General features: G+C 62.0%; 24 protein-coding genes. 7 read left to right on the top strand and 17 right to left on the bottom strand.

What is annotated here, in order from left to right:
* Nucleotides 1-88: 88 nt before the first annotated feature.
* From HX818_RS28230 to HX818_RS28220, 3 genes are all read right to left on the bottom strand, one after another.
* Nucleotides 89-1,387, bottom strand: a complete 1,299-nt coding sequence (locus HX818_RS28230; protein WP_177021137.1) for an FAD-binding oxidoreductase — start codon at nt 1,385-1,387, stop codon at nt 89-91.
* Nucleotides 1,384-2,472, bottom strand: coding sequence for a polyamine ABC transporter substrate-binding protein (locus tag HX818_RS28225; protein ID WP_003219153.1), 1,089 nt, complete (start codon nt 2,470-2,472; stop codon nt 1,384-1,386). Before HX818_RS28225 ends, HX818_RS28230 begins: the two co-directional genes overlap by 4 nt.
* Before the next feature lie 161 nt (nt 2,473-2,633).
* Nucleotides 2,634-3,992, bottom strand: a complete 1,359-nt coding sequence (locus HX818_RS28220; RefSeq protein WP_003219154.1) for a glutamine synthetase family protein — start codon at nt 3,990-3,992, stop codon at nt 2,634-2,636.
* 140 nt (nt 3,993-4,132) lie between these two features.
* On the opposite strand from HX818_RS28220, the gene HX818_RS28215 reads away from it, so the two are divergent.
* Nucleotides 4,133-5,050, top strand: coding sequence for a helix-turn-helix domain-containing protein (locus HX818_RS28215; RefSeq protein ID WP_087694147.1), 918 nt, complete (start codon nt 4,133-4,135; stop codon nt 5,048-5,050).
* A gap of 105 nt (nt 5,051-5,155) precedes the next feature.
* On the opposite strand, the gene HX818_RS28210 is transcribed toward HX818_RS28215, so the two are convergent.
* Genes HX818_RS28210 through HX818_RS28200 form a run of 3 tightly spaced genes read right to left on the bottom strand, consistent with a single transcriptional unit; the run spans nt 5,156 to nt 8,286 of the window.
* Nucleotides 5,156-6,253 (bottom strand): acetoin dehydrogenase dihydrolipoyllysine-residue acetyltransferase subunit, encoded by a 1,098-nt coding sequence (locus tag HX818_RS28210; RefSeq protein WP_177021136.1) that lies wholly within the window; start codon nt 6,251-6,253, stop codon nt 5,156-5,158.
* Entirely contained in the window at nt 6,250-7,269 is a 1,020-nt protein-coding gene (locus tag HX818_RS28205) for an alpha-ketoacid dehydrogenase subunit beta (protein ID WP_177021135.1), read from the bottom strand. The genes HX818_RS28210 and HX818_RS28205 overlap by 4 nt, the downstream gene beginning before the upstream one ends.
* A gap of 39 nt (nt 7,270-7,308) precedes the next feature.
* The gene (locus tag HX818_RS28200; RefSeq protein ID WP_003219159.1) at nt 7,309-8,286 is read right to left on the bottom strand and encodes a thiamine pyrophosphate-dependent dehydrogenase E1 component subunit alpha; all 978 of its coding nucleotides are present in this window, start codon (nt 8,284-8,286) and stop codon (nt 7,309-7,311) included.
* A gap of 310 nt (nt 8,287-8,596) precedes the next feature.
* On the opposite strand from HX818_RS28200, the gene HX818_RS28195 reads away from it, so the two are divergent.
* Nucleotides 8,597-10,462, top strand: coding sequence for a sigma-54-dependent Fis family transcriptional regulator (locus HX818_RS28195; RefSeq protein WP_177021134.1), 1,866 nt, complete (start codon nt 8,597-8,599; stop codon nt 10,460-10,462).
* A 133-nt stretch (nt 10,463-10,595) separates the two neighbouring features.
* On the opposite strand, the gene HX818_RS28190 is transcribed toward HX818_RS28195, so the two are convergent.
* A complete protein-coding gene (locus tag HX818_RS28190) occupies nt 10,596-11,375 on the bottom strand; it encodes an acetoin reductase (protein ID WP_008430737.1) in 780 nt (259 codons plus the stop codon).
* Nucleotides 11,376-11,565: 190 nt separating this feature from the next.
* Here HX818_RS28190 and HX818_RS28185 point away from each other — a divergent pair, with 190 nt between their 5' ends.
* Nucleotides 11,566-13,728 (top strand): TonB-dependent siderophore receptor, encoded by a 2,163-nt coding sequence (locus tag HX818_RS28185; RefSeq protein WP_008430735.1) that lies wholly within the window; start codon nt 11,566-11,568, stop codon nt 13,726-13,728.
* Here the strand turns inward: HX818_RS28185 and HX818_RS28180 are convergent.
* Nucleotides 13,718-14,848: an MFS transporter gene (locus HX818_RS28180; protein WP_003219178.1), complete on the bottom strand. Its 1,131-nt coding sequence runs from the start codon at nt 14,846-14,848 to the stop codon at nt 13,718-13,720. The two genes, HX818_RS28185 and HX818_RS28180, sit on opposite strands and share 11 nt — an antisense overlap.
* A gap of 99 nt (nt 14,849-14,947) precedes the next feature.
* On the opposite strand from HX818_RS28180, the gene HX818_RS28175 reads away from it, so the two are divergent.
* A complete protein-coding gene (locus HX818_RS28175) occupies nt 14,948-15,712 on the top strand; it encodes a helix-turn-helix transcriptional regulator (RefSeq protein ID WP_003219180.1) in 765 nt (254 codons plus the stop codon).
* Nucleotides 15,713-15,910: 198 nt separating this feature from the next.
* Here HX818_RS28175 and HX818_RS28170 read toward each other — a convergent pair whose 3' ends face one another.
* On the bottom strand, nt 15,911-16,348 hold the full coding sequence (locus HX818_RS28170) for a carboxymuconolactone decarboxylase family protein (protein ID WP_003219182.1): 438 nt from the start codon (nt 16,346-16,348) through the stop codon (nt 15,911-15,913).
* A gap of 111 nt (nt 16,349-16,459) precedes the next feature.
* Entirely contained in the window at nt 16,460-17,497 is a 1,038-nt protein-coding gene (locus HX818_RS28165; RefSeq protein WP_008430730.1) for an AraC family transcriptional regulator, read from the bottom strand.
* A 203-nt stretch (nt 17,498-17,700) separates the two neighbouring features.
* On the opposite strand from HX818_RS28165, the gene HX818_RS28160 reads away from it, so the two are divergent.
* A complete protein-coding gene (locus HX818_RS28160; protein WP_003219185.1) occupies nt 17,701-18,642 on the top strand; it encodes a transporter in 942 nt (313 codons plus the stop codon).
* Nucleotides 18,643-18,769: 127 nt separating this feature from the next.
* On the opposite strand, the gene HX818_RS28155 is transcribed toward HX818_RS28160, so the two are convergent.
* The 5 genes from HX818_RS28155 to HX818_RS28135 form a co-directional block, all read right to left on the bottom strand.
* On the bottom strand, nt 18,770-19,978 hold the full coding sequence (locus HX818_RS28155; RefSeq protein WP_177021138.1) for a DSD1 family PLP-dependent enzyme: 1,209 nt from the start codon (nt 19,976-19,978) through the stop codon (nt 18,770-18,772).
* Between the two features lie 59 nt (nt 19,979-20,037).
* Nucleotides 20,038-21,366, bottom strand: coding sequence for a D-arabinono-1,4-lactone oxidase (locus tag HX818_RS28150; protein WP_173883077.1), 1,329 nt, complete (start codon nt 21,364-21,366; stop codon nt 20,038-20,040).
* A gap of 77 nt (nt 21,367-21,443) precedes the next feature.
* Nucleotides 21,444-21,812 (bottom strand): cytochrome c5 family protein, encoded by a 369-nt coding sequence (locus HX818_RS28145; RefSeq protein ID WP_134326198.1) that lies wholly within the window; start codon nt 21,810-21,812, stop codon nt 21,444-21,446.
* Between the two features lie 236 nt (nt 21,813-22,048).
* On the bottom strand, nt 22,049-22,801 hold the full coding sequence (locus HX818_RS28140) for an outer membrane beta-barrel protein (protein ID WP_003210885.1): 753 nt from the start codon (nt 22,799-22,801) through the stop codon (nt 22,049-22,051).
* Nucleotides 22,802-22,924: 123 nt separating this feature from the next.
* Nucleotides 22,925-23,755: an arylamine N-acetyltransferase gene (locus HX818_RS28135; protein WP_177021133.1), complete on the bottom strand. Its 831-nt coding sequence runs from the start codon at nt 23,753-23,755 to the stop codon at nt 22,925-22,927.
* 158 nt (nt 23,756-23,913) lie between these two features.
* On the opposite strand from HX818_RS28135, the gene HX818_RS28130 reads away from it, so the two are divergent.
* The gene (locus HX818_RS28130) at nt 23,914-24,159 is read left to right on the top strand and encodes a DUF6555 family protein (protein ID WP_023658994.1); all 246 of its coding nucleotides are present in this window, start codon (nt 23,914-23,916) and stop codon (nt 24,157-24,159) included.
* Between the two features lie 35 nt (nt 24,160-24,194).
* Here the strand turns inward: HX818_RS28130 and HX818_RS28125 are convergent, their stop codons facing one another.
* Complete coding sequence (locus HX818_RS28125) at nt 24,195-24,389, bottom strand: DUF6021 family protein (RefSeq protein ID WP_003210890.1); 195 nt, start codon at nt 24,387-24,389, stop codon at nt 24,195-24,197.
* A gap of 24 nt (nt 24,390-24,413) precedes the next feature.
* On the bottom strand, nt 24,414-24,587 hold the full coding sequence (locus HX818_RS28120; protein WP_003210891.1) for a hypothetical protein: 174 nt from the start codon (nt 24,585-24,587) through the stop codon (nt 24,414-24,416).
* Nucleotides 24,588-24,739: 152 nt separating this feature from the next.
* Between HX818_RS28120 and HX818_RS28115 the strand changes: the two genes are divergently transcribed.
* Nucleotides 24,740-25,261: a DUF3087 family protein gene (locus HX818_RS28115; RefSeq protein WP_177021132.1), complete on the top strand. Its 522-nt coding sequence runs from the start codon at nt 24,740-24,742 to the stop codon at nt 25,259-25,261.
* Nucleotides 25,262-25,282: the final 21 nt, after the last annotated feature.

The following is a 25,282-nucleotide window of genomic DNA, read 5'->3' as shown; positions in this document are numbered from 1 at the left end:
GTTACTTTGCCGCTTTTGCAAACTGACTCGCTGTAAGAGCGAAACCATAGGTGGCCGTTACCGAAGAAACGGATATGTACCCAATCAATCACCCCACCATCTCCCGAACCCGATACCACAACATCCCCAACGCCAACAGCGGCGAACGCAACACCTTCCCCCCCGGGAAAGTCATATGCGGCACCTGGCTGAAAATATCCAACCCCCGGCTCTGCCCAGCCTGAATCCCCTCAGCCAATAACCGCGCACACCAATGCGTCACGTTAAGGCCATGCCCCGAATACCCCTGGGCATAGAACACATTCGGATGCTGCTTCAGGCGCCCCACCTGGGGAAAGCGATTGGCGGTGATGCCGATCTTCCCCCCCCACTGAAACTCAATCGCCGTATCCACCAACTGCGGAAAAACCTTGAGCATCTTCGGCCGCATATACCCCGCGATATCCACCGGATCACGCCCCGAATAATGACAAGCCCCCCCAAACAACAACCGCCGATCCGCCGAAAGGCGGTAATAATCCAACCCCACTTTCTGATCACACAACGCCAGGTTCTGCGGAATCAACTGATCAGCCACCCCAACCGACAGCGGCTCGGTCGCAATGATGTAGCTCCCCGCTGGCAGCACCTTGCCGCTCAACTTCGGCTCCAGTTCCTCCAGATGCGCATTGCACGCCAGCACCAGGTTGCCGGCGCGCACGCTGCCAAACTCGCAACGCACCTGCACCGTGTCGCCATGGATCAACTCCAGCACCGGGCTGTCTTCAAAGATCCGCACCCCAAGGGATTCGGCCACACCAGCCTCCCCCAGCACCAGGTTCAACGGGTGCAGATGCCCGGAGCCCATGTCCACCAGGCCACCGGCATACAAGCCTGAGCCAACCACCTGCGCCATATCCTGCGATGCCACCAACCGCGTTTCAGGCGCATACCCCAAGGCAGCCAGGCTCTCCAGCTCCCCCTGAAACGCCGCAAACTGCGCCGGCGTATTCGCCAACTCGCAAAACCCCCAGCGCAAATCACAGTCAATCCCGTGCTCGCGAATCCGCTCCCCCACCAGCGCCACCGAATCGATCCCGGCCTGCTGCAGGTAACGCACGCCCTCCTCCCCCACGTACCTGGCAAAGCCCGATACGTCATGCCCAATCCCGCGAATCAACTGCCCGCCATTGCGCCCGCTGGCGCCCCAGCCAATCCGCCGGGCCTCCAGCAGGATCACCGACAGCCCGCGCTGGGCCAGTTCGATGGCGGTGTTGACCCCGGTGAACCCACCGCCGATCACACACACATCGGCGGTCAGGTCAGCCCCCAGCGCTGGGCGCCGGGGCATGGCGTTGGCCGAAGCCAGGTAATAGGAACGAGCGTGGTCGGAGGAGGAACGGTTCATTTGTTGGTCTTCACTTTGCTCCAGGACCGCGTCATCAAGCGCATGACGGCGGGCGTCGGGGTGGTGGAAATGTAGAGTTTGTCGAGCACTTCCTGGGACGGGTAGATCTCGGGGTTGTTCACCAGCTCGGGGGCCATGAAGGCCTTGGCCGCCGGGTTCGGGTTGGCGTAGCCGACGCTGGCGCTGACCTTGGCGATCACTTCAGGGTCCAGCAAGTAGTTGATGAAGGCGTGGGCGGCTTTCGGGTTGGCGGCGTCCGCCGGGATGGCCAGCAGGTCGAACCACAGGTTGCTGCCTTCCTTGGGGATCGAGTAGGCGATGTTCACGCCGTTCTTGGCTTCCTTGGCGCGGTTGGCCGCCTGGAACACGTCGCCGGAATAACCGAAGGCGACGCAGATATCACCGTTGGCCAGGTCCGAGATGTACTTGGAGGAATGGAAATAAGTGATGTACGGCCGCAGGGTCAGCAGCTTGGCCTCGGCCTGTTTGTAGTCTTCGGGATTCTCGCTGCGCGGGTCCTTGCCCATGTAGTTGAGGATCGCCGGGAACAGTTCATCCGCCGAGTCGAGGAACGCTACGCCGCACTCGTGGAGCTTCTTGATGTTCTCCGGTTCAAACAGCACGGCCCACGAGTCGATATGGTCGATGCCCAACACCTGCTTGACCTTGTCCACGTTGTAGCCGATGCCGTTGGTGCCCCACAGGTACGGCACCGAATGCTCGTTGCCCGGGTCGTTTTTCTCCAGCAGCTTGAGCAGCTTGGGGTCGAGGTTCTTGAAGTTGGGTAGCTGCGAACGGTCCAGCTTGAGGAACGCGCCGGCCTTTACCTGGCGCGCCAGGAAGTGGTTGGACGGCACCACCACATCGTAGCCGGTACGGCCGGCGAGCAGTTTGCCTTCCAGGGTTTCATTGGAGTCGAACACGTCGTAGATCACCTTGATCCCGGTCTTGGCCTGGAAGTCGGCCAAGGTGGTCTCACCGATGTAGTCGGTCCAGTTGTACACACTGACCGTCTGCGCGGCGTGGCCCGCGCTGCTGAACAATGCCGCCAAGGCCAGCGGGAGAAGCTTTTTCACCAGACGCATATCGACACCCCTTTGCTTGATTGATTTTTATGTATTCATCCAGCCATTCTGCCCGTAGCAGCTGTCGAGCCTTGGCGAGGCTGCGTAGCGATGTATCAGACACAATTGCGGCGGGCCCGACGCAGCCTCGCTAAGGCTCGACAGCTGCTACGGACGAGTCGTCAGACGCTCAGCAGCAGGAACTCACGTTCCCAGGAGCTGATCACCCGCTTGAAATTCTCGTGTTCGGCACGCTTGACCGCGACGTAGCCGCGCACAAACTTGTCTCCCAGGTACTGCTTGACGGTGTCGCACTCTTCCATGCGCGCCAGGGCGTCTTCGATGGTGATCGGCAGCCTCAGGTTGCGGCGCTCGTAGGCGCGGCCTTCCACCGGGGCGCTGGGCTCGACCTTTTCGATCATGCCGAGGTAGCCGCACAACAGGCTGGCAGCGATGGCCAGGTACGGGTTGGCGTCGGCGCCCGGCAGGCGGTTTTCCACGCGCATGGCGTCGGGGCTGGAGCTCGGTACACGCAGGCCGACGGTGCGGTTTTCTTCGCCCCACTCGACGTTGACCGGTGCCGAGGTGTCCGGCAGGAAGCGGCGGAACGAGTTGACGTTAGGCGCAAACATCGGCAGCAGCTTGGGGATGTACTTCTGCAGGCCGCCGATGTGGTTGAGGAACAGTTGGCTCTTGTTGCCGTGCTCATCGACAAACACCTGCTTGCCGGTGGCGATCTCCACCACGCTCTGGTGCAGGTGCATGGCGCTGCCGGGCTCGTCGGCCACCGGTTTGGCCATGAAGGTGGCCGCCACGTTGTGCTTGAGTGCAGCCTCGCGCAGGGTGCGTTTGAACACGGTGATCTGGTCGGCCAGGTCCAGGGCATCGCCGTGGCGGAAGTTGATTTCCATCTGCGCCGGGCCGTCTTCATGGATCAGCGTGTCGAGGTCCAGGCCCTGGGCTTCGCACCAGTCGTAGACGTCTTCGAACAGCGGGTCGAACTCGTTGGCAGCGTCGATAGAGAATGACTGGCGGCCACTTTCGGCGCGACCGGAACGGCCCAGCGGGGTCTTCAGCGGCAGGTCCGGGTCTTCGCAGCGCTGGGTCAGGTAGAACTCCATCTCCGGCGCGACAATCGGCTGCCAGCCCTGGTCGGTATAGAGTTGCAGGACCTTTTTCAGCACGTTGCGCGGCGACAGTTCGATGGGGTTGCCCTGCTTGTCGAAGGTGTCGTGGATCACGATGGCCGTCGGCTCGATGGCCCATGGCACCACGTAGGTGGCGTTGGACACCGGGCGGCAGATCATGTCGATGTCGGCCGGGTCCAGCAGGTCGTAGTAGATATCGTCGTCGACAAAGTCCCCGGTTACCGTTTGCAGCAACACACTTTCCGGCAGGCGCATGCCTCGCTCATGCAGGAACTTGTTGGTGGGCGAAATCTTGCCGCGTGCGATGCCAGTCAAATCACTGATCACGCATTCGACTTCGGTAATCTTGTGTTCTTTCAGCCAGGCGGACAGCTGATCGAAGGGGGCGTTCATAAGGACCTCGTCATGGGTTGGATGCTGCGCCGCGGGCTTCCCTCGCGGCGCATTGAGGTCTATCTTGGGCCAGCCGTCCAACGGCATCTATCCACTTTGCGCCAACCACAACGCACCAATAGAGTGCGCCCAGGTTACCCATGACACAGGCAACAGCTTTGCGCGTACAGGCCTTCACCACCGGTGATGTGGCCGCTCAATGCAGTGCGACACCCGGTTGGGTGCAGCAGTACCAGCAGATGTCCCCAGGGCATTTCGCCGGGCAGATCCGCTACCTCGACCTGCAAGGTGTCGAGGTGTACGAAGAGCGGATGAACACCCGGGTGGAGCAGAACTTCAACGCGCCGCCGGGTTCCCTGGCGTTCTGTTTCGATGGCAGCGACAACGCGCTGTACGTGCTCAATGGCGAAAGCCGCAACACCTGGATCACCCCGGAAAACTACCGCGAAGTGGCAGTGGTGTTCGGGCCGCAGTTTGTCCAGCGCCATGGTCTGGATGTGGCGAAGCTGGAGGGGTTGTTCATGGCCCCGCTCAACTCCCTGCAAAACCCGTTGTTCAGCCGCTGGCTCAGCGGCACGCTGACGCGGCTGTCGGCGACGCTTGACCCGCCGAGTCGTGATGCGCTGACTCAGCAGTTACTGGACGACTGCCTGTTCATCCTCGACAACGCCTGTGTGTGCCTCGACAAGGGCTCATTGCAGCGACGCACCGAGGAGCGAATCATCATGGCGCGCATTGGCGAATGGGCGGCGGATGTGCCGGATGAAACCGTCAACCTGCTGCAGCTGGCGCGCATTGCCGGGGTGCCGTTGCGCCAGTTGCAGCACGGGTTCAAGACGTATACCGGGATGAGCCCGGCGCAGTGGTTGCGGTTGCGCCGGTTGAACAGTGCACGGCGGGAGTTGTTGAACCCGCCGTCAGTGGACACCACCGTGGCGGAGGTGGCGATGAATTGGTCGTTCTGGCATTTGGGGCGGTTTTCCAACAGTTATCGGGCGTTGTTTCAGGAGTTGCCCAGCGAGACCCTGAAGCGCCACCAAAAACACCGCTGGTCTTGAAGATCGTTCCCACGCTCCGCGTGGGAATGCATCCTGTGACGCTCCGCGTCACCCTCGGGACGCGGAGCGTCCAGGGCGGCATTCCCACGCGGAGCGTGGGAACGATCAGGTCCGAAGAAACGCCAGCATCAACTGATTCACCCGCTCCGCCGCCTCCAACTGCACCATATGCCCCTGCCCCGGCAGTATCTCCACCTGAGCGTCCACCCCTTGGGCATGGCTCGCCGGGATGATTGCGTCCTCACTGCCCCAGATCACCAGGCTCGGCTGCTGCCCCACCACACTGCGCAAATCCACCAATTGCCGACCACCGCTGAACAACGCTCCGGTGATCTGCCGCAACGCCTGCTCCACACCCTCCAGGCGCTTGAACTTGAGCATGTCTTCCAGCATCTGCCGGGTCACCAGCGCCGGGTCGCTGAACAGTTGCACCAGTTGCGGCTTGAGTGCATTGCGATTGCTCGCGTCGATAAAACCTTGCAGGTAATCACTGTTGATCTGCGTACCCAATCCAGCGCTGGCGATCAGGGTCAACGACGCCACACGCTGCGGTGCCACCCGCGCGAGGTTCAGGGAAACCAGCCCGCCCATGGAATGCCCGGCGAGGTGTACCCGGTCAACCTTCAGATAATCCAGCAGTGCCAATACCGCCTGGCTCAGCTCCTCAAGCTCGCCTGTTTGCAGGTACTTGCCCGACTCGCCATGCCCCGGCAAATCCAGGGCGATCACCCGCCGCTCAGCCGCAAGCACCGGGTGATTGAACAGCCAGTTATTCAGGTCGCCACCAAAGCCGTGCACCAGCACCAGCGGTGTACCGCCCTCCCCGAGGTCCAGATAGCGCAGCAGGCGCCCGCCCACCTCGACCTTCTGTGCCGATGGGCCGCTGGCTTCCGCCTCGGCGGCACTGGAAACGAACCCCGCCTGGAACGCCTCGATCACCCCATCAATCTCGGCCTCGCTGGCCTCGCCTTCCACCACGATTGCCAGCAATGCCCCCACGGGCAAGGTCTCATCGCTCTGGGCCAACACCCGCCGCAGCACCCCGCTGAAGGGTGCCTCGACACTGCTGGAAATCTTGTCGGTCTCGACATCCAGCACCTCTTCACCCTTGTCCACCCAGTCGCCCGGCTGCTTGAGCCAGACATCAACCCGGCCCTCGGTCATCGACAGCCCCCACTTGGGCATGGTCAGTGTATGGATCATGCGGCATTCCTCTTGTCGGCAATCTTCAGCACCGCAGCTTCGATCTTCGCCGCGTTGGGGATGTACAGGTCCTCCAGGGCATCGGAGAACGGCACTGGCGTGTGAGGCGCGGTGACCATTTCGATCGGCGCGCGCAGGAAGCCGAACGCCCGTTGCGCCACCAATGCACTGATGTCCGTGGCAATCGAGCAGCGTGGGTTGGACTCGTCGATCACCACCAGGCGCCCGGTTTTCTCCACGCTTTCAAGGATGCTGTCTTCGTCCAGCGGGCTGGTGGTGCGCAGGTCCAACACTTCGCAGTCGATACCCTGGCGCGCCAGATTGGCTGAGGCTTCCAGGGCGATGTGCACCATGCGCCCGTAGGTCACCAGGGTTACATCGTTGCCTTCACGCACGTAGTTGGCTTCGCCGAACGGCACGGTGTACAGCTCTTCCGGCACTTCGCCCTGGAGGCTGTAGAGCATTTTGTGTTCGAGAAAAATCACCGGGTCGTTGTCGCGGATCGCCTGGATCAGCATGCCCTTGGCGTCATAGGGTGTGGCCGGGCACACCACCTTGAGCCCGGGAATATGCGTCCACATTGAGGTGAGCATCTGCGAATGCTGGGCCGCCGCACGCAGGCCGGCGCCGTACATGGCGCGCACCACCAGCGGCGTGGTGGTCTTGCCGCCGAACATATAGCGAAACTTCGCCGCCTGGTTGAGCAACTGGTCGAGGCAGCAGCCGATAAAGTCGACGAACATCAATTCGCACACCGGGCGCATGCCTCGGGTGGCGGCGCCGACGGCCATGCCTACATAGCCGACCTCGGAGAGCGGCGCGTCGAGCACGCGGTCGGGGAATTCCGGATACAGGCCCTTGGTGACGCCGAGGACGCCGCCCCAGGCGTCCTGTTCACCGGGCGAACCGGTGCCGCCGGACACGTCCTGGCCGATGATGAACACGCTCTGGTCCCGGCGCATTTCCTGGGCCAGGGCTTCGTTGATTGCCTGCTGATAGCTGATTTTTCTAGCCATGATGACTTCTCCACGGATTGTTTTTGTAGTGGGTGGCGGTTAGCGGTAGGCGACGTAGACATCACTGAGCAGGTCGGCGGCCTGGGGTTTGGGGTCGGACTTGGCCAGGCGCACCGCGTCTTCGATCAGTTGCGCGACTTCGGTGTCGATGCGTTCGAACTGTGCTGCGTCGAGCCAGCCTTCGGCGGTGCAACGCTGGCGAAACAGGCTCAGGCAGTCGCCGGTTTCCCGCAGGTTTTTCACCTCGTCCGGGCCGCGATAGGTTTGCGCATCGCCTTCGAAGTGGCCGTAGAAACGGCTCAGTTTGACCTCCACCAGCGTCGGTCCTTTACCGCTGCGGGCACGTTCTACCGCAACGCCAAGGGCGGCGTGTACGGCAAAAAAGTCGTTGCCGTCGACAATCACCCCCGGCATGCCAAAGCCCACGGCGCGCTCGGCAATGTCCTTGCAGGCCACCGACCAGCCGGACCCGGTGGCTTCGGCGTAACCGTTGTTCTCGGCCACGAACAGGCACGGCAGGTTCATGATCGAGGCCAGGTTCATGGCTTCAAACACCGCGCCCTCGTTGGAGCCGCCGTCACCAAAAAACGCCACGGCCACACCTGCGCTGCCCTTGAGCTTGGCCGCCAGCGCCGCACCGGCTGCCAGCGGCGCACCGGCCCCCACAATGCCGTTGGCGCCGAGCATGCCCTTCTCCTGGTCGGCAATGTGCATCGAGCCGCCCTTGCCGCCGCACACCCCGGTTTTCTTGCCGTAGATCTCGGCCATCATGCCGAACACGTCCACACCCTTGGCGATGCAATGGCCGTGGCCACGGTGGTTGGAGGCGATGCAATCTTCATCGTTGAGGTGGGCCATGACCCCGGCGGCACTGGCTTCCTGGCCGGCATACAAATGCACGAAGCCGGGAATCTCGCCGGTGGCGAATTCCACGTGCAGGCGTTCTTCGAAATCACGGATGGTGCGCATCACGGTGTAGGCATGGAGCAATTGATCGGTGGACAGGTGAGTGGACATCTTGTTGTTCTCCAGGTTGTCTCGACACACAAAAGGCTGGATCAGGCCAGCTGCAAGGCACTCAGCACGGCCTGTGCCAATCCGTTGGAAAACCCGGGAAAGCCTTGACCCAGAGCAGTTGCCTGGAAGCGTGGACGTGCCACTGTGGGCCGTTCAATGAGACGCGCCGTTGCAACCTGCCCGCAGCGTCTGCGGCGCAATGAGACGCTGCGTCTCACCTCGGGCAGTTGGTCAGGCCGGCCTTGTTCCTCCCGGCCCATGGGCGCTTAATGGCGGGCATAACAACAAGGATCGAGAACCGGAGGCTTCAATGCTCGCCGTGAACTCCAAGGACCATGTCGACTGTGTCAGCCGCGTGGTACGCAACGCCGACCGCCTGCCCCAGGCGCCGGTGCCGTCGCTGATTTTTGATTCCTGGCGCCGCTCCATGGAGCAGCACCACCTCGACCCCGGTTCACTGCAAGGGCCGCGCATCCTCACCAGCACCCTGCTCAAGGAATGCCGCGAACGCGCCGAACTGTTCATGCGCATCGCCAGCGAGGAAGTCGGGCAGATTCACAACCGGGTGCGCCACGCCGATTACTGCGTGATGCTCACCGACGCCCAGGGCCAGACCATCGACCATCGTGTGGACGCCGGCATTCGTAACGACTGCCGCAAGGCCGGCCTGTACCTCGGCACCTGCTGGTCGGAAGCCGAGGAAGGCACCTGCGGCGTGGCCACGGTGCTGACCAGCAAGGCCGCGGTCACCGTGCACAAGCGCGACCACTTTCGTGCGGCGTTTATCGGCCTGACCTGCTCTGCCGCCCCCATCTTTGATCCCCAGGGCAACCTGCTGGGCGTGATGGACGCCTCCGCCCTGAAATCGCCGGATGACCGGCGCAGCCAGCACCTGGTGCGGCAGATGGTGGCGCAAAGCGCGCGGGCCATCGAGAACGCGTTTTTCATGCACAGCGCCCGGCAACATTGGGTGTTGCAGGCCCACAGCACGCCCGGTTACGTCGACAGCCAGCCGGACATGCTGCTGGCGTGGGATCAGGATGGGCGGCTGCAAGCCTTGAACAGCAAGGCGCGGCAGGCCCTGAGGTTGCGCTTCGGGCAATTGCCGGAGCATATCGGCGAAGTGTTTGACCTGGACGCGTTGCGCGCCGTGACCGATCAATCGACGCAGCAGTTGCACTGGCTCGGCGAACCTGGAGCCTTGCAGGTGCGGGTCAGCGCGCCACGGCGTAAAGCGGCGCGGGCGGTAACGTCCTTGGCCAGTCAGATAGACCCGCGTGTGGAAGAGCATTTGCGCCTGGCCGTGCGGGTCAAGGACCGCAACCTGCCGGTGCTGGTCCAGGGCGAAACCGGCGCCGGCAAGGAAGTGTTTGCCCGCCAGTTGCATGAACGCAGCGCCCGTCGCGACGGCCCCTTTGTGGCGGTGAACTGCGCGGCGATCCCGGAAAACCTGATCGAGAGCGAACTGTTCGGCTACGTGGCCGGGGCATTTACCGGTGCCTCCAGCAAGGGCATGACCGGGCTGCTGTTGCAGGCCGATGGCGGCACGTTGTTTCTCGACGAGATCGGCGACATGCCGCTGGCGTTGCAGACGCGACTGCTGCGGGTAATGGCCGAAGGTGAAGTGGCGCCGCTGGGCGGGGCAAAAACCCGGGCGGTGGATATCCAGGTGATCTGCGCCAGCCATCGGGACTTGGCGGCGCTGGTGAGTGCTGGAAGCTTTCGCGAGGATTTGTATTTCCGGTTGGGCTGTGCGCGGTTCTGTGTGCCGCCATTGCGCGAGCGCATGGACAAACTGGCATTGATCAATCGGCTTCTGGAGCAGGAGGCGCGGCACAGCGGTGTTGCGGTCGGGATCGCGGCAGCGGCGCTGGAGTCGCTGCTGGGTTATGCCTGGCCGGGGAATGTGCGGCAACTGCGGCATGTGTTGGCGTATGCGTGTGCGGTGTGCGACGGCGGGACGATTCAGCTGGCGGATTTGCCGGTGGAAGTTCGTGGTGACGCGGTTGCGGTGGAAACATCGGAAAGCGTGAGTCCTGAGCGGCAGTTGGTGCTGGACGCACTGATTCGGCATCGGTGGAAGCCGCTGGCGGCGGCGCAGGCGTTGGGGATTTCCAGGGCGACCTTGTATCGGCGGGTTAACCAGCTGGGTATCGACATGCCCGGCAAGCACTGACCCAACACGGTCAAAAATGTGGGAGCGGGCTTGCTCGCGAAGGCGGTGTACCAGTCAACATTTCCGGTGACTGACACTCCGCCTTCGCGAGCAAGCCCGCTCCCACATTTTTTGACCGAGTGATTCTGCCAGCTCAGCGGTACAGAATCCCGCCATCAATCAACGGCGATTGCCCGGTCATGTAATCCGAATCCGGCCCCGCCAGGTACGACACCAGCCCCGCCACATCCTCCGGCGTTTCCGCCCGGCCCAACGCAATCCCGTCCACATACTTCTTGTACGTCGCCCCTACCTCGGCGCCGGTAATCTCGGCCATGCGTTTGTCGATCTCGACCCACATATCCGTGCCCACCACACCCGGGCAGTAGGCGTTGACGGTAATCCCGTCACTGGCCAGTTCCCTCGCGGCGGCCTGGGTCAGCGCACGCACGGCAAACTTGGTGGCCGAATACACCCCCAGCAACGCAAAGCCTTCATGGCCGGCAATCGAGCAGGCATTGATGATCTTGCCCTTCTGCTTCAGCGCCTTGAATTTCTTGCCTGCGGCCTGGATGCCCCAAAGCGTGCCCTGCACGTTGATACGCAGCGTGCGGTCGACCTGTTCCGGAGTCACGTCCAGCAGTGCGTCAATCTGTGCGATGCCGGCGTTGTTGACGATGATGTCGAAGCCGCCCAGGGTCTGGTGGGCATGGTCCACCGCCGCGACCACTTGCTCCAGCTTCGAGACATCGGCGACATACACCGAGGCCTTGCGCCCCAGTGCAACCACCTCGGCCGCCACCGCTTCAATCTTCGCGCTGTTGATGTCCACCAACGCTATGTCGGCGCCATCCCGCGCCAGGCGCAGGGCGATGGCCCGGCCGATGCCTTGCCCGGCGCCGGTCACCAGTGCAACTTTTCCAGCGATACTCATGACGATCTCCTTCAACGGTGAGAGAAGCCTTGTCTATCGCAGTTGCCAGGGGCCGCTGTCGAGCAGCAGCAGGATTGATCTGCGGGCTGAGACGGGACGTCTCAAAGCGAACCATTCTCGAAAACTTGTAAAACGCCGCCGTTATGCCTAGCTTATGCGCCCTCCGCTCTGCGCTCTCAGGCCTTCCCCCATGGTTTTGCGTCTTCGCCCCGCTGCCCCTTCACGTTTTGCCCTCGGCCTGTTGCTCAGCGCAGGTATTGGAAGCAGCCAGGCGGCTGATATCGAGCTGCCGGAGGTGAAGGTCCAGGGCCAGGATGAATCCGGCTATAACACCGACACCGCGTCGGTGGGCGCTTTCAATGAGGCGCCGTTGCTCGACACGCCGGCCTCGATCGCGGTGTTCAACGAGTCGTTGATCAAGGACCAGCAGGCGCGCTTGCTCAGCGAAGTGCTGCGCAATGACGCCTCGGTGGGCGACAGCTATGCGCCCATCGGCTACTACGAAAACTTCGTGGTGCGCGGTTTCTCGCTGAATGCCGCCAGCAGCTACAAGATCAATGGCCGCACCATCACCGGCGAGCAGAACGTTGCCCTGGAGAACAAGCAGCGCGTGGAGCTGCTCAAGGGATTGTCGGGTATGCAAAGCGGGATTTCCGAGCCCAGCGGCGTGATCAATTACGTGACCAAGCGCCCGGAGGATGTGCGCTCGGTGACGGTGTCCACCGATGATCGCGGCAGTGGTTACCTGGCCACCGACGTGGGCGGCTGGTTTGGCAGCGAGCAGCAGTTCGGCCTGCGCGCCAACGTGGCCCATGAAGACCTGCATTCCTATGTCGAACATGCCAATGGCCACCGGGATTTCCTGTCCCTGGCGTTCGACTGGAACATCAGCCCCGACGCGGTATTGCAGCTGGATGCCGAGTATCAGAACAAGCAACAGCGCTCGGTGCCGGGTTATCAGTTGCTGGGCGGGACCGAGGTGCCGCACCACGCGTCGCCGAAAAAACTGCTGGGGCATCAGAGCGGTGCGAATCAGGTAGGGATTGATTCGCTGAACCTCAACGGCAAGTTTGAATATCGCTTCAGTGACCAGTGGAAAGGCAGCGTCAGCGCGGCGCGCAGCAAGGTGGTGATTGATGATTACAGTTCGTTTGCGTGGGGCTGCTACGGGTCCGCGAGCTGTGCCGGGGCCAAGGTACCGAACTACTTCAGCCCGGAAGGCAACTACGATATCTATGACTTCCGCAGCCCTGATGACACCCGGCGCGATGATGAAATCCAGGCCGCGATGACCGGGTTGTTCAATACCGGTGGCCTGGGGCATGAGTTGACGTTTGGCAGCAGTGCGTTTCGGCGAGTGGTGGACAAGCGCGAATCGGTCAACGAGATGATTGGCTCCGGCAATATCAATCAGGACCCGGAAAACTTCGCGCCCACCGATAAGCCCCTGAACGATAGTCATCGCAACCTCGACAGCCGCCAATACGGCCTGTTCGTCACCGACCGCATCAGCTTCAACGAGCAATGGCAGACCATCGTGGGCGGCCGCGAAGTGCGCCTGGACGAAAAGGCTTTCGATGATCAGGGCAACGAGTCGCGCCACACCCGGCAGTATGTGTTCCTGCCCCAGGCGGCGCTGATCTACAAACCGATTGAAAACCTGTCGCTCTACACCAGCTACAGCAAAGGCCTGTCCCTGGGCGGTACCGCGCCGTGGTTTGCCCTGAATAAAGATGAAACCCTCGCCCCGACAGTTTCCCGCCAGATCGAAGCCGGGGTGAAATACGACTGGCGCCGCATCAGCTTTGCCGCCGCGATCTTCCAGACTCGCCAGGCCTATCAATATGCCAGGCCGGATGACGCCGGCGACTACACCTACGTGCAACAGGGCGAGCAGAAAAACACCGGCCTGGAATTGTCCGCCAACGGCTGGGCCACCCAGCGCTTGCAGATCGCCGCCAGCGTCGCGGCCATCCGTGCACGGGTGACGGGCAGCGGCACGCCGGAATACGAAGGCCATCAAGCGATCAACGTGCCGAAACTGCGGGCCAGTCTGTACGCCGACTACGCCCTGCCCTGGGTCGACGGCCTGGCGCTGCTCGGCGGCGTGCAATACAGCGCCAACAAGTACGCCAATCGCACCGGTGATGTGGAAGTGGGCGACTACGCCATCGTCAACGTCGGCAGCCGCTACACCACCAAACTCGATGGCTATGAAACGGTGTTTCGCCTGAGCGTCGACAACCTGTTCGACAAGCGTTACTGGCGCGATGCTGGCGAATACATGGGCGATGACTACCTGTTCCAGGGTGCGCCGTTGACGGCGCGCTTGAGTGCCACGGTCAATTTCTGACGGTACGCGGGATCGCCAGGCATAGCGCCGCCAAGGCGCACACCAACAGGGTCCAGCCCAACTGCTGGACCCAGGCTGCCAGGGTCAACCCCACCCCGATCACCAGGTAATACAGCAAACCGAACAAGGCACCGGCGGTGCCAAGGCGGTCGCGATAAGCCGTGAGTGCCGCCCCCAGGACATTGGGAATCGCCATGCCGAAGGCCATGACCACCAACAGCATCGGCAACACGAACAGCCAACGGTCCTGTAACAGCACCACCAGCACGCTGCCCACTAACATCACGCCACCGGCTGCCAGCACCAGCTGTTCGCTGCCGGCCCCGCGCTTGAGCAACCCCTTGTTGAGCCAGGCCCCAAGCCCCGAGCCCAACGCCAGCAGGACGCCGCTGTAGCCGAACTGCTCGGCAGACAACCCCAGGCGCTGGAACACAAACGGCCCCAGGCTGTAATAGCTGAACAGCGCGATATTGAAGACCGCGACCAGCCCCACCGAACGCCACAGCGCCGCATCCTTGAGCATCAGGCCCAGGGTGCCGCGCAACGACGCTGTGGGCAGCGAGGCCGGGCGGGTTTCCGGCAAGGCCCACAGGCACCAGGCCAATAACGTCAGCGCCAGCAGCAACAAGCCTGTGAGCACCCCGCGATAGCCAAAGTGCTGCACCAGGCCCGCGCCAGTGAACAGGCCAATGGCGGGGCTGGCCGCCAGGGCAATGCCCACGACTGAAAACACCTGCGCCAGCCCGGCACCGCTGAAGCGGTCGCGCAGCACGGTTTGCGTCACCACCGACCCCACCGCCGCACCAAACGCCGCCACCGCCTGGGCCAGCAACAGGCCGTTGAACGAACGCACGCCCAAGGCCAGCGCTGTGGCCGCGCCATAAAGGGCCAACCCGGCCAGCATCACCGGGCGCCGGCCGAAGCGGTCACACAAGCGTCCCCACACCACGACCCCGAACGCGAAGGCCAGAAAGTACACCGACAAGGTCTGCCCCGCCGCCTCGGGCCCTACCGCAAACGCCTGGCCGATATCCGCCAGCGCAGGGCTATACAGGGTTTGTGCGATTTGCGGGAACATCAGCAGCGCCACCGCCAGCACCAGCAAGTTTTTCAACATCATCCAGACGCTCTTCACGAGTAAACAGGCCAGGGAGTCTAAACAGCGGCAGCTGGCGTATTATCCAGACTTCGACACCTTATCAATGAAATCGGACATCCCATGGCATGGCTGGCGGCGCAGACACCTTTCGATCCCGACCGCTTCGACGCGCCCGTGGTGGGCATCGCCGCCCTGCTGGGTGATCACGACTCCGGTGTACATCAGCATCAGCGCGGGCAATTGCTGTTCACCCAACAGGGCTGCACGCGCATTACCCTGGCCAACCAACTGTGCCTGTTGCCGCCCACTCGGGCAGCGTGGATTCCCGGCGGTGTGCCGCACCGGGCAGTGATGCAACAGACCGTGGATTACCGTTCGGTGTATGTCAGCCCGGCATTGGCCGGGCAGTTGCCGGCACAAGTGCGGGTGATTGAGGTGAGTGCGCTGCTGCGGGCGGTGCTGGAGCCCATGGCAATGGCGGCGTTCGACACCGATTGGCAACAGGGCAAATACGCGCATTTGCTGGCGCTGTGCCTGAGTGAAATCCGCGAGGCAGTCGAGCAACCGCTGCTGCTGCCCCTGCCCACGGACAAACGCCTGGCGCCGTTATTGCAGAACCTCGACGCGCTGCCACCGGAGCTGCAAGCCTTGCAACGCCAGGTGGCCGCCAGCGGCAAAACCATCGGCCGGATCTTCCTGCGGGAAACCGGCATGGGCTATCAGCAATGGCGCCAGCAGTGGCGCCTGATGCGCGCCATCGAGCTGCTCGCCACCGGGCGCAGTCTCGGGTACTGCGCCTTTGAGTTGGGCTTTGCCAGTGACAGTGCGCTGATCGCCTTCTTCAAGGCCATGACCGGCGCCACGCCACGGGGTTACTTCAAGTGAATGCCGACTGGCTGTAACCCGGTGGTAGATCGGCTTCATTGATCGTTCCCTCGCTCTGCGTGGGAATGCATCCCGTGACGCTCCGCGTCACCCGTACGCAAGACTTGAGCCTTGCATCGCCCGCTGGACGCAGAGCGTCCGGGGCGGCATTCCCACGCAGAGCGCGGGAACGATCAGTCATCCCGGCGTCTTGTCGGGTTATTTAGGCATCTTGCGAAAACCCACCGCCAGACGGTTCCAGCTGTTGATGGTGGCGATCGCCACGCTCAGGTCGACTTGCTCTTGCGGGCTGAAGTGGGCGGCCAGTTCGGTGAAGTCTGCATCCGGTGCGTGGGTCTGGCTCAGCAGGGTCAGGCTTTCGGCCCAGGCCAGCGCGGCGCGTTCACGGGGGGTGAAGAACGGCGTTTCACGCCAGGCCGACACGGTGTACAGGCGGCGCTCGGTCTCGCCCCCCTTGCGGGCGTCGGCGGTGTGCATGTCGAGGCAGAAGGCGCAGCCGTTGATCTGCGACACACGCAGGCGCACCAGCTCCAGCAGCGGCAGTTCGATGGACAGTTTGCCGACGGCAGCCTCCAGGGCCAGCATGGCTTTCATGGCATCCGGGGAAGCGGTGTAGAAGTCGGTACGAGCTTGCATGGTGATACTCCAGAACAGTGGGGATTGGTGTCTAGAGTAGTGACGAGGGGGCATTGGACAAATAGCCAATCCGGGGAAAGATCAGGTAGCCAATGGGGCCAATCCTGACGATCACCCCGGCCCTGCGCCTTCACCGCGAAACGCACTGGGGCTCAGCCCGGTCCAGCGCTTGAACGCCCGCCGAAAACTGCGCACATCGCTGTAGCCAACTTCCTCGGTGATCCGTTCGATGGACAACCCCGGGTTGCTCAGCAAGCCCATGGTCCTTGCCCTGCGCACCTGTTCCAGCAAGCCCTCGAACGTCAGCCCATGCTCGGTCAGGCGCCGGCGCAAGGTACGCCCGCTCATGTTCAAGTCACTGGCGACCTTTTCCAGCTGGCTGCCCTGCAAATCCCGGGAAATCGCGCGCTCCACCGCCTGGATCAAATCCATTTTCTGATGCAGTTGCGCGCTTTCCAGTTCCAGCAGTTCCAGGGCCTGGCGCAAGGCCAGGGCATGGTGATTGGGCAGCCGCACATCCAGCCAGTGGCTGGCCAGGACCATGCGGTTATGCAGGCAGCCAAAACGCACATCCGCACCCAACAGCTGGTGATAGTCAGCGACATAGCTGGGCGCGGCGTGGATAAATTCGACCCGCAGCGGCATGAAGCCCTCGCCCACCAGGGCGCGGCCATACACCATCAGGCTGGCGAAGAACTCCTCGGCGGCAAACACCTGCACCTCGGCGTAGGGCAGCAGGCATTCGATATCGACGAAAACTTCCTGGGGGCCTTCATGGGTGCGCGAGGTGGCGATACCACCGGAGGTGTGCTGATGACGTTCCCCGATGGCAAACGCATCGCGCAACGTCTTGCACAGTGAAATCACATGGCCGAGCAGGCCCAGGGTGCCGAGTACGTTCTGATGGCCTACCCACAGGCCCAGCCCCTGGTCGGGCAACACCTTGAGTGCACGCTGGATCATCGCTACCGCCTGGCGATAGGAAATGCGCTGGGCCGGGTCGTCCAGGTCGGCCAGGGTGAATCCCAGGCCACGGCACAGGTGCTCGGCGCTCGCGCCTTTTTGCGCGACCACTTGGCCGAGGGTTTGCAACAGAAATGGCGAGACCAGGGCCAGGTCATAGTGCGGATCAACGGCTTTCCTTTGCATGGATCTTCGATTCCCGACTGAGTGCTTCAGTTCTTGTTTTGGAAACATCCTGACAATCATAGGCTCTTGCAAGAACTGCTGCACTCTGGATGAAAGCTGTCCGCCAAAGTCCCCCTATGTGGCCGCCAATACCCTGCCCCGCCGGGCGCCGAGGGCTTATTTCTATAGGCAGCGTCGTCCTGATAATAATAATGAGCCCAGACATGAACACGACCCGTGCGTTTTACCCCGTGCAACTCGCCCTGTTGACCCTCATCAGCCTGCCGGCCCTGGCCACCGAAGGCGGCGTCGACAACATCGGCCCCGGCACCGATGGCTTCTACATCCTGCCGCTGGATGTCAACAACCTGCCCGATCACATGTTCGCCTTCAACATTTACTACAACCATTACGAAGCCAGGAAGCTCGATATCAGCTCGTTGGGTGGCAAGGTGCCGGACGTGAAGATCAAGTCCGACGCGATCATCCCGCGCCTGGATTACCTCAGCCCGTTGCGGGTATTCGGCGGGCGCCTGGGCGGCTACATCGCCCAGCCCTACCTGAAGCAACAGGTGTCGCTGTTCGGCATGTCCGACACCCGGGAAAGCATGGGCGACACCACCGTGGCGCCGATCATCCTCTGGGACCTGGGCAAGAACCTGACAGTGGGCACCGCCCTGGAAATCACCCTGCCCACCGGCGAATACGACGCCACGCGCCTGGCCAATACCAGCAACAATTTCTACACCTACAAACCGTTGGTGTCGGCGACCTGGATGCCCAACGAGCGCACTGAGCTGTCGATCAAGACCACCTACAGCTTCAACAAGGAAAACCCCGACACCCATTACCGTTCGGGGCAGATTTTTCACTTCGACTACTCGGCCAGCTACAAGGTGACGGATAACCTCAGCCTTGGGCTCAACGGCTACTACCTCAAGCAGACCACCGACGATAAGCAATACGGGCATACCGTGGTGAACATCTATGGCGAAGATGTGGATGACGGGGTCAAGGGCCAGGTGTTTGCGATCGGTCCGGCGGTGTATTTCACCTTCCTCAAGTATGCGAGTGCCGAGGTGCGCTGGGCCAAGGAGTTTGATGTGCAGAACCGGCCGGAAGGCGACATGTTGTGGGCGAAGTTGACGATTCCGTTTGCCCTGTAAACCCGGCAAAAACTGTAGGAGCGAGCTTGCTCGCGAAAAACGTCAACGATAACGCGGGCCGTCTGGATGAACGCGTCGTCCTTGGGTTTTTCGCGAGCAAGCTCGCTCCTACAGTGGGACGGCGTTGTCAGGTGTAGACCGGCCAGGTATCGACGATTTTCCCGCCCCGTACTGCCAGCAAATCGCCGAACTGCAGCAGCACAAACTCACTCTGGGTCGGGCGCAGGAACACCTGGTCTTCCACGTTCAGCCCCACCTTGGGCGAACCATTGACCATCTCCTGATTGGAGCTGCGCCCGTACAGGTCATTGCTCTGCAAGCCCCTGGGCGAATCAAACTCCGCCATCCAGTTGCCCCCATAAATAAAGAACGTGGCGCGCTGATTCGCATCCCACCACGAGAACAACCGCGACTTGCCGTCCAGCGCCGGAATGTCCACCGGCCCGGTGCTTTTCAACACGGGCGTGGCGATATAGGCCGCCGGCACATGCTCGCTCAGCGACGGCAAGTCATAGTGCGTCGGCTTGAGCAACGCCGTGCCCACCGACACCTCGCTGCTGAGCTTCTCCTGCTCGTGAATGCGATAGCTCGGGCTGCCTGCCGTATTCAACGTCAGCCCGTCGCGCCACAGCGGCGCAAAGTGCTGGCGGGTGTAATCCACATAGCCGTTGTAGCGCTGCATGACTTTGTCGAACAGGTCCTGGGGCGAGCCGAGAATCCCCGGCACGCCCATGCCCACGAACGGGTCGTAGCCCATGAACCCACTGAATTCCAGCTGCTGCGGATGAGCGCTGATCAGCGTGAGCATTTGCCCCAGTACCGCGTTGTCGCTGATGCCGCCGCGATGCAGGCCCACATCCAGCTCGATATTGACCCGTAGTTTCGTGCCCAATCCCTGGGCCAGCGCCAGGTATTGTTGCAAGCGCTCGGGGGTGTCCAGCAGCCATTGCAGCTGCCGGGACGGATCGAACGGGCCCTTGTGGGTTTGGTAAAACAACTCGGCGGAACGCACCGGCAACGGCTTGCCCAGCAGGATGTCCGCATCGGGAAAGACCTGGGCGTCGTGATTCAGAAATGGCTGGTGAAACGACATCAGGCGCTGGGTGCCGGCTCGCTTGGCGATGTACGCCAGCAGCCCCGGCGACGGCAGGGATTTCTCCACCAGCCGCAGGTGTTTGCCGCCGCGCTGCACCGACTGCATCACCACGTCGATGTTGTGGTCCAGGCGATCGAGGTCGATCAGCATCACCGGGCGCATCGGCCCATGGGCCTTGAGTTCCTGGTTGAGGCTGCGGAAATACTCGGTGTAAGGGCTGCCGCGGTCGCCCGGCCTCAGCAAGATGGCACCACCCACCAGCAACACGCCGGTGCCGAGCATGAAATGTCTGCGGTTCATCAGGCCACTCCCAGAATAGACGACAGGTGCGCATTGAGGAATTTGCCGCTGGGGTCCAGCTCGCGGCGCACTCGGGTAAATTCCTCCCAGCGCGGATACAGCGGCTGCAAGGTGCGCGCATTGAGGGTGTGCAACTTGCCCCAGTGCGGGCGACCGGCGTATTTCCAGAAGATCGGTTCTACGGCGGCGAAGAAGTTGTGGTGGTCCATGGTGTAGTGCTGGTGCACGGAAATCGAACAGCTGTCGCGGCCCTCGAACATGCTCAGCGGAATGTCATCGGCCTTGACGTAGCGGTACTCGATGGGAAACCAGGTGCGCAGGTCCTTGTCGTTGATCAGCTTGAGGATTTCCCGCAGGCATGCCGGTCCGTGCTCGGCGGGCACCGAATATTCCATCTCGTTGAAACGCACGTTGCGCACGTTGGCGTACACCTGGAACGACTCGGCCACGCGGTCATCGAAGCTGGCAAAAAAGCGCAGGCTGTTGAGCAAGGTACGCCGGGCCTCGGGGAAATCGCTGCCGTATTTGTCGAGTTTCTCGATGATCGACACAAACTCGTTGCCGCCCGCCTCCGCCGGGTCGATGGGCGGGGTTTCGGGGTCGGTGGTTTCGTTCAGGGCGATGGACAGGGCGTAGTCGGAATGGGTCACCACGAGCATTTCCCAGTGCTGGTTTTCCCGGGTGTTCTTAGCCACGTCCTCCAGCAGTTCTTCAGTCTTGGCGATCCACTGGCGCTCCCTCAGGCGGTACGGTGCGCGGTTTTGCAGGCGGACCTGGGTGGCCACGCCGAGGGCGCCGAGGGACACCCGGGCGGCACTGAACACCTCGGGGTGGCGCTTGGCGTCGCATTCCAGCACCTCACCCTGGGCGGTCACCAGTTGCAGGCCGGTGACGCAACCGGAATATGAGGTGAAGCCCACACCGGTGCCATGAGTGGAAGTGGAGATCGCCCCGGCCAGGGTCTGGTAGTCGATATCCGCCATGTTCGGCAGCGCCTGCCCGACGTCTTTCAAGGCCTGGCCCATGCGCGACATCGGCGTGCCGGCGGCGAAGGTGGCCTGCACGGTTTGCGGGTCGTGATCCAGCAGACCATTGAAGTAACTCAGGGACAGCAGCGTGCCGTCGGTGGGCACCAGGGCACTGAACGAATGGCCCGAGCCCACCGGCCGCACCTTGCCCGGTGCCTGGCCGATGACCTGCACCAGTTCATCAAGGTTCTTCGGCGCCAGCCGCGCCAGGGGCAGACAGGTTTGCGCCCCCGACCAATTGCGCCAGGGAATCAGCCGCGGTGCCCGGGCCAGCTGGGCCAGTACCGGGTTACTGGTCAATGCCATGAACGCGCCGGCTACCGCGCCGCGCTGCAATAATTCTCGCCGTGAAAGCCCCATCGCCTACCCCGTTATTCTTATTGGATGTGTTGACCCGACATAAAGCTGATCAGCCCCAGGAATTGCTCTTCGGAGCACTGCACGCACAGGCCCATCGGGGGCATGCCGTTGTAGCCGTTGATGGTGTGGTCCAGCAGGGTGTCCGGGCCCTGGGCGATGCGCGGGCTCCAGGCCGGGCCGTCACCGGTCAGCGGCGCACCGGAGGCCGGGTTGGCGTGGCACAGCTTGCAACTGGTGTCGTAGACCTGGGCCAGGGCTGCGTCGCTCGGCATGGCATTGGCCGCCGTGGCACGTTCGGGGGGATGTTTCGGTTTGTCGCCACAGGCTGTCAGCAGGCAGGTCACGGCCAGCAGCAGACTGATGCGACGGGGGTTGATTGCCCGCATAGCCACCTTCTCTCTTATTGTGTGAAAGCGTGATCCACACTAAGGCAGCCAGGGCGCGGCGTTGAGGGTATTGGGGGACAGAAAGGGGGGCTTGGGCGGACAGTTGATTGAGCCGCAACGCCGATCAAATGTGGGAGCGGGCTTGCTCGCGAATGCGGTGTATCAGTCATCAGATCTGTTACTGATACACCGCATTCGCGAGCAAGCCCGCTCCCACCGTTAGAATCGAGGTGGGCTTAGAAGGCTATACCGACCTTGAACCCATACTCGTCACGCTTGAGCTTGGTGTTGTCGGCCACGTACGAATCGTCATCGAGCTTGTACTCGGTGCGGGTGTAGTACAGGCCCGCCATCACCGGCAGGTCGCCTTTCTGGTTCATCAGCAGGCTGACTTCGGCGTACGGGTTGGTGCGGTCCTTGAGGTCCACGGTGTCGCTGCCGATGCCGTCGACCTTGAGCTTGGCGCGGCCGTCGATGGTATGGCGGGCGCCCAGTTCAACACGCATGGTCATGTCGTCGAACTGGTGGTTGTAGCCCAGGGCCGCCTTGGCGAACGGCGATTTGTTGGTGAGTTTCATGTCGTAGTCGCCCGAGTCCGGCTCGTAGCGGGTCCAGCTGTAGCCGCCACCCACCAGCACGTCGACGAAGTTGCGCGCATCCAGCGCGGCACGCCAGCCGAGGTCGAGGTCGGCCTGGCCTTCCTTGAGCTTGTTGTCGCTCTTCTCGCCGTACTTGGCTTCGATACCGGCCTGGTAGATAAAGCCGGATTCAGCCGTCAGCTTGTTGCCGAAGTTATAGAACAGGCCGGCTTCAGGCATGTGGTCCTTGTCGCTTTGGCTACCGCCTTCGAGTTTGAAGTCGTTGTAGCTGCCGAGGATCCCGAAGGTGGAAATCGGGTCGGTCGGCGCTGCGGCGAACACCACACCAGGTGCCGCGATCAAGGCCAGGACCGAGGAATTCTTGAGGATCTTTCCGAATAGTTTGGACATCGTTTTACGTCTCCATTGCAGGTGGCAAATTATTCAGGAAACGCTTCGAACCCTCGTTTTGGCGAAAGGTTCGAATTAATTTGCACCTTTTTCGAGGTAAAACGGTTCAGCGAAGGCTCTATATCAAGCGTCTTGGACGTGAGCCAGCAAACGACCGAGAATTGACCGCAACTGCGGATGCACCGGCAGGCGAATGCCAAAGCTGGCCTGCAACAGGTTCAGCAACTCTTCGACGTCCTCGATTGCACGCTTTTCGCTGGCCCGGTCCAGGTAGTGAATCGCGTACTGCCCGTTGTTCAGCGTGCGGCGAAATCCCGGGCCAATCAGTGCGACTTTCAGCTGGCCGAGGAACGGCGAATCCGGATGGGTGGAGACGTACCAGTTACCGATCTCGTAGTCGAAGTGTGACTGCACCTGCAGGTCGAACACATACAAGCCGCGCCACTCACCGGCGACCTGCGCCCACAAGGTGTAGCTGCCCTCCTCCAGGCTCAGGCGATAGGGTTCATGGGCGGTGGCCTGGGTGGCATCGGTGTCCAGTTGCAAGGGACTGGTGGGCACCATGCCACCAAAGCCGACATCACTGATGTAACGCACGCCGTCCAGGGTCACCAGGCTCAGCCGATGGGTGCGCGCCGTCAGTGCATCGGGTGGCCCCCCCATCACCACACGGCCGGTAATGCCCCGCGCCTCGAAGCCCAACTCCTGCAACAAGGCCAGGAACAGCTGGTTCAGCTCGTAGCAATAACCACCACGGCCGTCGAACAGGACTTTTTGTTCGACGCTCGGCAAATCGATCGGCACCGGTGCGTGCAGCAGGGTCGACAGGCTTTCAAACGCGAAGGTGCTGACATGGCGCAACTGCAGATCCTGCAGGGTTTGCAGGGTGGGCGGAGGCGGCGTGTCGTAGCCCAGACGTTGCAGGTAGAGGCGGCTGTGGGTCAGCTCTGGCATGACGCAATCCTGGAGTCGGTGGCGAAAGCACCACTAATACCCTGACGGCGGTTATTTGCCAATTGTGGGTTGAATCAAATGCAAGTCCTCAGATGCACAAACTTTCTGAACCTTTCTGAACTGATTTATATCCATTCACTACAAGACAGGGAGGCATCATGAGTACCGCAATGATCTACACCATCCACTACTTGCTACACGGCGAACCAAAAACCTTTGTGGTGCGTGCCGAGGTCATGAACAACGCCGAAGCGTGGCATTGGGCGGCCGTTGACGCCGACATTGCCCACGTGGGGCGGATAGGCCGGCCGGGCCACGAGCGGGTGAAAAAGACCACTCGTCCCTGGGCGGAGAAGTTCGGCATCACCGAGGTGACATGGACAGCCCCGAAACGGCTTGGTTGAGGAATAAAAAGCCCCGCACGACGGCGGGGCCTGTTTCACTTTTTCAGATCACCGAGGGGATCATAGGCCGGCTTCTTGCCGGTTTTTTCTGGCTTGTCCAACGGGGCAATGGCGGGGCCTACCGGGTCGACCTGAGGGTCTGCGACGTCCGGGGAATCGGGGTCGAAACCCAATTCGTCCTTGCCGCTGGAATGCTCGGATGAATGCGGGCCGCTTGTACGATTAGTCATAACTACCTCCTTGGCGCGCCGGGTCTACAGCGGGCGGGCCTTGTCGTGCAGGTTTTCCAGGTCTTCCTCGACCTGCTCTTCTTCGTCTTGCCGTTCGGCCGGGTCGTTGGGGCGCAGGGCGTCGTTGTCACGCTCCTCTTCGCCGGGCGTGCGGTCGGGGTTGGGTGTGCCGGGCGGCTGTTGCTGGTACCGGGTCATGGTTCACCTCACTTGGGGTCGGTTGCCTACAGGGGTTAGAGAAATTGCGCTGATCCATCGTTCAACCTGATTACCGTCACTCCGACGGGTGAAGCATGAGAAGATGCTGGCCGGCGTTATAACCCTACTTGTGCCATGGAGACTGACCCTGGATGTTTGAGCTCAAACCGTGCGACCCGATTGTTTTTCGCCAGCAGACGCGACGCAGTACGTTGATAGTCGCGGGGTTGTTTGTGGTGTTGGCGATGGTGCTTTCCAGCCTGGCGGTGATGCTGTTTGGTGAGCCTGGGGGGGATAATTTTCGCTTTAATGTGGGCGGGGTGTTTGCCGGGGTGTTGATTACCGTAGGGCTGGTGCGGGGGCCGTTCTGGAACCAGGCCTGGTTCGCGCCGGCGGTGTATGGGTGGCAGCTCAAGCGCAGCCTGATGAGTGTGACGAATGTGATGCACAAGGTGACTGACGGGGTGAAGGCGAATGATCCGGTGGCGATCAAGTTGCTGCGGTTTTATCACCTTGGGTTGATGCAGATGCACGAACTGGACGCCAATTCGAGTTCTCAGGCGCAGTTGGTGCGGGAGGTTGATGAGCATCTGGAGAAGATGCGGGGGTTGGGGATTGAGCCTGACCAGACGCGGTTGGATCCGGGGTGGGTTGAGACGGTGAAGGCTCGCTGATTGGGGGCATATCCGTTATTT

The organism is Pseudomonas sp. F9001, assembly GCF_013385435.1.
Taxonomy (GTDB): domain Bacteria; phylum Pseudomonadota; class Gammaproteobacteria; order Pseudomonadales; family Pseudomonadaceae; genus Aquipseudomonas.
Note: the sequence above shows the minus strand (reverse complement) of the source record. Positions and strands in the feature narration are given on the sequence as shown.